General features: G+C 39.2%; 6 protein-coding genes and 1 pseudogene. 5 read left to right on the forward strand and 2 right to left on the reverse strand.

Annotated elements, in window-relative coordinates:
• Nucleotides 1–74: 74 nt before the first annotated feature.
• Nucleotides 75–782: a class I SAM-dependent methyltransferase gene (locus tag P9B04_RS14080; RefSeq protein WP_342055620.1), complete on the forward strand. Its 708-nt coding sequence runs from the start codon at nucleotides 75–77 to the stop codon at nucleotides 780–782.
• Nucleotides 783–1,434: 652 nt separating this feature from the next.
• Here the strand turns inward: P9B04_RS14080 and P9B04_RS14085 are convergent.
• Together P9B04_RS14085 and P9B04_RS14090 are read right to left on the reverse strand one after the other, a co-directional pair.
• A pseudogene (locus P9B04_RS14085) lies at nucleotides 1,435–1,590 on the reverse strand (ISLre2 family transposase); the annotation flags it as partial.
• A gap of 470 nt (nucleotides 1,591–2,060) precedes the next feature.
• The gene (locus P9B04_RS14090) at nucleotides 2,061–2,558 is read right to left on the reverse strand and encodes a hypothetical protein (RefSeq protein ID WP_342055621.1); all 498 of its coding nucleotides are present in this window, start codon (nucleotides 2,556–2,558) and stop codon (nucleotides 2,061–2,063) included.
• 48 nt (nucleotides 2,559–2,606) lie between these two features.
• On the opposite strand from P9B04_RS14090, the gene P9B04_RS14095 reads away from it, so the two are divergent.
• The 4 genes from P9B04_RS14095 (at nucleotide 2,607) to P9B04_RS14110 (ending at nucleotide 4,990) form a co-directional block, all read left to right on the forward strand.
• A complete protein-coding gene (locus tag P9B04_RS14095) occupies nucleotides 2,607–3,086 on the forward strand; it encodes a hypothetical protein (RefSeq protein ID WP_342055622.1) in 480 nt (159 codons plus the stop codon).
• A 335-nt stretch (nucleotides 3,087–3,421) separates the two neighbouring features.
• Nucleotides 3,422–4,126 carry a hypothetical protein gene (locus P9B04_RS14100; protein WP_342055623.1) on the forward strand — a complete coding sequence of 235 codons (705 nt, stop codon included), beginning with the start codon at nucleotides 3,422–3,424 and terminating at the stop codon, nucleotides 4,124–4,126.
• A 104-nt stretch (nucleotides 4,127–4,230) separates the two neighbouring features.
• Nucleotides 4,231–4,467, forward strand: a complete 237-nt coding sequence (locus P9B04_RS14105) for a transposase (RefSeq protein WP_342055624.1) — start codon at nucleotides 4,231–4,233, stop codon at nucleotides 4,465–4,467.
• Nucleotides 4,397–4,990, forward strand: a complete 594-nt coding sequence (locus tag P9B04_RS14110; RefSeq protein WP_342055625.1) for an IS5 family transposase — start codon at nucleotides 4,397–4,399, stop codon at nucleotides 4,988–4,990. The genes P9B04_RS14105 and P9B04_RS14110 overlap by 71 nt, the downstream gene beginning before the upstream one ends.
• Nucleotides 4,991–5,023: the final 33 nt, after the last annotated feature.

A 5,023-nucleotide genomic window follows, 5' to 3' on the forward strand; every position in this document is an offset into this window, starting at 1 on the left:
TTGCATAAGGCTTTCATGCTTGTTCTTAATTCTCTCATGAATAATGCAGGCTAGACTATCAAGCTTCTAAACAATTGCCTTTTCGCGAGTATGTAGAGTTACCGACCCTGATGGAGTTGCTCGGAGATATTCGTGGCAAGACAGTGTTAGACTTAGGTTGTGGAGAGGGTTTCTACAGTCGAAAACTAAAGTTGCTCGGAGCCAAAACAGTGGTAGGAGTAGACATATCTCAAGAGATGATTCGCTTAGCTAGGCAACAGGAAGGAGCAAAACCTCTCGGTTGTGCCTATGTAGTGGGAGATGTCAATAAAATTGTTTATTTAGGTAGGTTTGATCTAGTATTTGGCAGTTATCTACTCAACTATGCTCAAACACGCGATGAATTAGCTCGGTTTTGTCGGTGTATTTTCTCTAACTTAAAACCGGGTGGTTGCTTTATTGGAATCAACAATAATCCCGCGAACCCGATGGTAAAATTTGAGACCTACAAGAAATATGGTTTGTCGAAAAGTACGAAGTCACAGGTGTTAGTAGAAGGTACGCCAATCAACTATGATGTGAAAAATCCAGATGGGACTGTATTTAGTTTTAAGAACTATTATATAGCGCCTGAAGACCATGAAGCTATATTCTATCAAACTGGTTTTGACCTTTTTGAATGGCATCAACCATTTTTATCAGAAACTGGACGAAAAAACTTTGAACGGGGCTACTGGGATGCTTTTTTGGATTATCCTCCCATCATTGGGATCTTCGCTCGCCGTAAAAATGACTGCGCTTAACTTATTAAGAGCTTTTGGAAAAAAAAGTGTCAGAAATGAGTTCTTAAAAATAAGATTAAATTGATTTAACGAAGTTGGTCAGAGAATTGGTGGCACAGGTGCAAACTTTGGTAGGGGAGATCGAGTGGATGAAAAGGGAATTTCTCCTACAATTAGACCCAAATCCCATTACTTCTTGAGTTGAATAGTTAATGCTGGTTTATCCTTAATTATTATCTACACTAATCTAACCCTGGCAATAAAAAGCGATCGCAATTCCAACACTTGGGCGAAACAAACACTTTTGTTCAAGAAAAAACGGAGACTTGGTTTAACCTCACTCTATGGGAAGTGACACAGGGAGCGACGCAAAAATGTCGCATCGACAAAATCTAGTCCACACAAGGGCTTGACACAGATGGACAGGAAGCTCTCCTGACCACTGTTAACACAGAGAATGGCCCCAGATGACTTTAAAAAAAGGTTTTTTAACCATCCTTTCCATTTGAGGAATTAAAAAATCTTTAAAAACAGCAAAAATCTACCCATATTTTATTAAAATGTAAGTCATTAATTTATGATTATAATTAGTAAGATAGAGAATAATCAGAATTTAAAATCACTCAATAGCTGGATAAATTCGAGCCGTTAAAATTGAATCAACTAATTCAGACTACCTACCAGATAGCCACTGACAACGGGCGTGTAATATAGCTTCAGCATTATGCTTTATCCAAAACTTTCCATTACCTTTTAGTCTTAAGTTGATAGCTTGACGAATTAAACTTTCAATAGCTCCACTCCCAAGAGGCAGTTTTTTATCGGATATCAAAGGTTAATTAATTCTGTCATTTTCTTGAAGCTTAACTAAATGGTTTATTTCTTTTTCTAAAGCTTTTGTGTCAAGGTTATTATCCAGGGTAATTGCATTTGAATAGAGTTCCTTTAAGAAGATGAATTAAGCAAAAAAACAGTATATATTTTTATCGACTTCACAGAAAAATACGCTCTTTTTAGGAGATAATTTATCCTGGTTCTAACGGTTTTAGTTGAAATATTTATGTAGTAGTCCGACAACCGTTCATGGAGCCAGCAATGAGCAGATTTTCCAGCCAGTTGTAGGAGTAATAGAATGAATTGATGTTCTCAAAAGGAGAATATCGGCCTAACCCTTTATATTTTGCGGAAGTCTTCTGACAATGGGGGTGGAAATTCCAAATTAACGCGATCGCCCGCAAAAATAACCTTGCCGAATCAATTGACCCATGAAAATACTGCATTTGAAAGAGAATTCGGTCTTTATAGTTCATGTTTTCGGTCTATTTGATTGCTTGTACGGTAACACTTGGAATAATTATAACCTTGCTGATATTGATGAGAATTAGCTTTGGCTTTTTCAATCTTGGAGCGAACTTTTGAGGGCATAATCTCTTTCATTGACCATTCCCAAAACCTTCGTAATCTTTGAGAAAATTGTCTCTTGTTTGCCCCTTTATAAATCTTCCATAATTTGTCTGTTATTTTTTTTGATAATACTTTATCTCGCCTTATATGGTCTTTAATTCCTATAATTAGATGGAGAAAACATAAAACCAAGGACACATTAGGAAATAAGTTTTTCCAAGCATTTTGAGTAGCTTCCCAACCATCTGTATTGACTGAAAGGGGGGAATAATTAGGGTCAATATTGCTGACTTCCGAGGCAAAAGTTGAGTAACCCTTCGTCAAAGAATCTGTATCCGCATTTTTGACAATATCCATGCCTAAAATGCAACCTTTCGCTGCTACAGTTGGCAAATAAACTTTTTCTCCTCGCTATCTACTGTGCTTTTCATCAGCAGCTAAATGCTCCGGCATTTAGAACCAGGGACATATAAGTTGTGTACAATAATTTTAGCCATTTTTGCCGATTTTCAACACCCTAGTAGTGATGTAATTGCAAACAGAAGTGGAATTAGTGGACAATTATTTGGAGCCACTGTTTTAGCTATGATTACATCTTTGCCGGAAATAGCCACGGGGTTAGCTTCTGTGGGTTTAGAGGATTATGAGATGGCGGTTAGCGATATTTTTGGAGGCAATGGGTTTCTTCCTGTGTTGTTCTTGGTAGCCTCCCTCTTATCAGGTCAGTCTATTTTGCCCAATGCTACTCATCAAGAACTCTATCTGAGTTGTTTAGGGATTCTGCTAACAGTCGTTTATTTGACTGGACTCTTATTTCGCTCTAATCACCAAGTATGGAAAATGGGGATTGATTCAGCGTTTGTTCTGTTACTTTATGTTCTGGGGATGATTGGTTTGACTTTCATTGAAGTTATTCATTGAGGGTGAGAAGTCTCTTGAAAAGACGATAAGATAATGATTCTCATTGGGAGCAAGGAATCTAGTAGCAATTGAATCTATGCTCAATCACCCAGCAGCTTCGTTTGTCATCGCTGCGAGCTGGCTCCGCCAGATCCGCAAGCGGATCGAGGATTTGAACGAGGAATAGACGGGGATGGGCAAGGGCGATTGCTACTCAGTGATTAGGTAATAGAAAAATACTACTCTATAACGACTTAGAACAAGTGACACATCTAAGTCATGAAAATGTTGATTCCCTGTCATCAGGATTGTTTAGTCTAAAAATATCTTGAAAAGTTAAATGAAGGAGATGAAAAATGGTTACTTTATCAATTAATAATCAATTAACAACTCACACAGCTAAAGTTTTACTTGAAAAGATTCGGACTAACCAACAAAAAGTCGCGCAAAAAATCCTTAATCACCCCTATCTCAATAGTCTTGAGCAAGGGCAAACACCTCACTCAGTTCTGCGCTCATTTATTGGTAATCAATATCATTTAATGCACAGCATTGTTGGTGCTAATGCCCAGATGCAACAACGATTTGCCAACACAGAGTTAAGACATTATTTTGATATGATGCTTAACTCAGAAATAGAGGCTTCTGATGCCTTAGTGCTGTTAGCACAAACACTAGGAATGAGTGAAGAGTTTCTTGAAACTTATGAAACTGATCCAGATGCTTTAGGGTATGGATTCTATATGTCATCTTTAGCCACTCATGCCTCTTTGGCCGAGATTGTTGCTGGCTTAGGAGTCAATTTTCCCCTTTGGGGAGCTAATTGCCAAAAGATGAGTAAAGTGTTACGGCAACATTATGGATTTAGTGCTTCACAAACTCGGTTTTTCGATATTTTTGCTGAAGCATCATCTTCAACTGATGAGGAAACAATAATTAAGGCTATTAGTCTCGGTCTTGAGGCTGGAGTTTCTCAAGAAAAAATTGCTAGGAGTGTTCGCCTCATTCAAGCTTATGAGCTTCGTTTTTGGGATGCTATGGCTTGGACAATAGACTTATAAATGTAAGGATAAAGAAAAACCAATGAAAAAGGGCTTTGTTGCATGAATAGCTCAGGTTGACAGAAGCGTGCTATCCTTAAAACCCCCCTGTAGAAAAGCGATCAATGAGTCAACCGTCCAAGACAACTTACCGTATTCGGAACTGGAGTGAATATGATGCTGCTCTTAAACAGCGAGGAAGTATCACTTTTTGGGTCAGTGAAGAGGCGATCGCTAATTGGATTCATCCAAAGAAAACAGGAAAACGTGGAGCTTCCCCTCTCTATACTGATGTGGCGATCTGGCGAAGCCAGATCCGCTTTGCGGTGCGCTACAACAGAGACAATAAAATCCCTTTTTAACTTACCAGGACGACAGGCTGAGGGTTTTCTCGAATCATTGTTTGACTTGATGCTGATTGATTTGCCTGTTCCAGACCACACAACGGTATCCCGTAGTCTCAGAACAGTAACAGTGGAAATGCCCGTGATCTATTCGCCTGAAGCACGACACATCGTAGTGGACTCCACAGGATTGAAAGTATACGGAGAAGGTGAATGGAAAGTTAGACAGCATGGTTGGTGTCAGCGACGAACATGGAGAAAGTTGCATTTAGCTGTCAATGAAGGAAGTAGAGAAATTGTGACCGCGGTGTTTAGCAGCAACGATGTGGCCGATTGTGAGGTTTTCGACGATCTCATCTCAGGAGTTAAAGGAAATATTGAACAAGTTAGTGCTGATGGAGCCTACGATACTCACCACATCTTTGACTCTATCGAAAAACTTGGAGCCTTAGCCTCTATTCCCCCTCGCCAGAATGCCCAGATACAGCAACCAGACAAGGATTTTGCTCCACCCTTACCTAGACTCACATCTTGCACCTGACGAGACAAAGTTCCAAACCATGTTCATAAAACC

Source organism: Crocosphaera sp. Alani8 (assembly GCF_038442745.1).
In the GTDB taxonomy this organism is placed as follows: domain Bacteria; phylum Cyanobacteriota; class Cyanobacteriia; order Cyanobacteriales; family Microcystaceae; genus Crocosphaera.

What these genes read in the sequence shown, in the direction of transcription:
- P9B04_RS14110 (WP_342055625.1), top strand. Translation starts at nt 4,397, where the DNA reads ATGTGGCGATCTGGCGAAGCCAGATCCGCTTTGCGGTGCGCTACAACA.
- P9B04_RS14100 (WP_342055623.1), top strand. Translation starts at nt 3,422, where the DNA reads ATGGTTACTTTATCAATTAATAATCAATTAACAACTCACACAGCTAAA.
- P9B04_RS14105 (WP_342055624.1), top strand. Translation starts at nt 4,231, where the DNA reads ATGAGTCAACCGTCCAAGACAACTTACCGTATTCGGAACTGGAGTGAA.
- P9B04_RS14095 (WP_342055622.1), top strand. Translation starts at nt 2,607, where the DNA reads ATGCTCCGGCATTTAGAACCAGGGACATATAAGTTGTGTACAATAATT.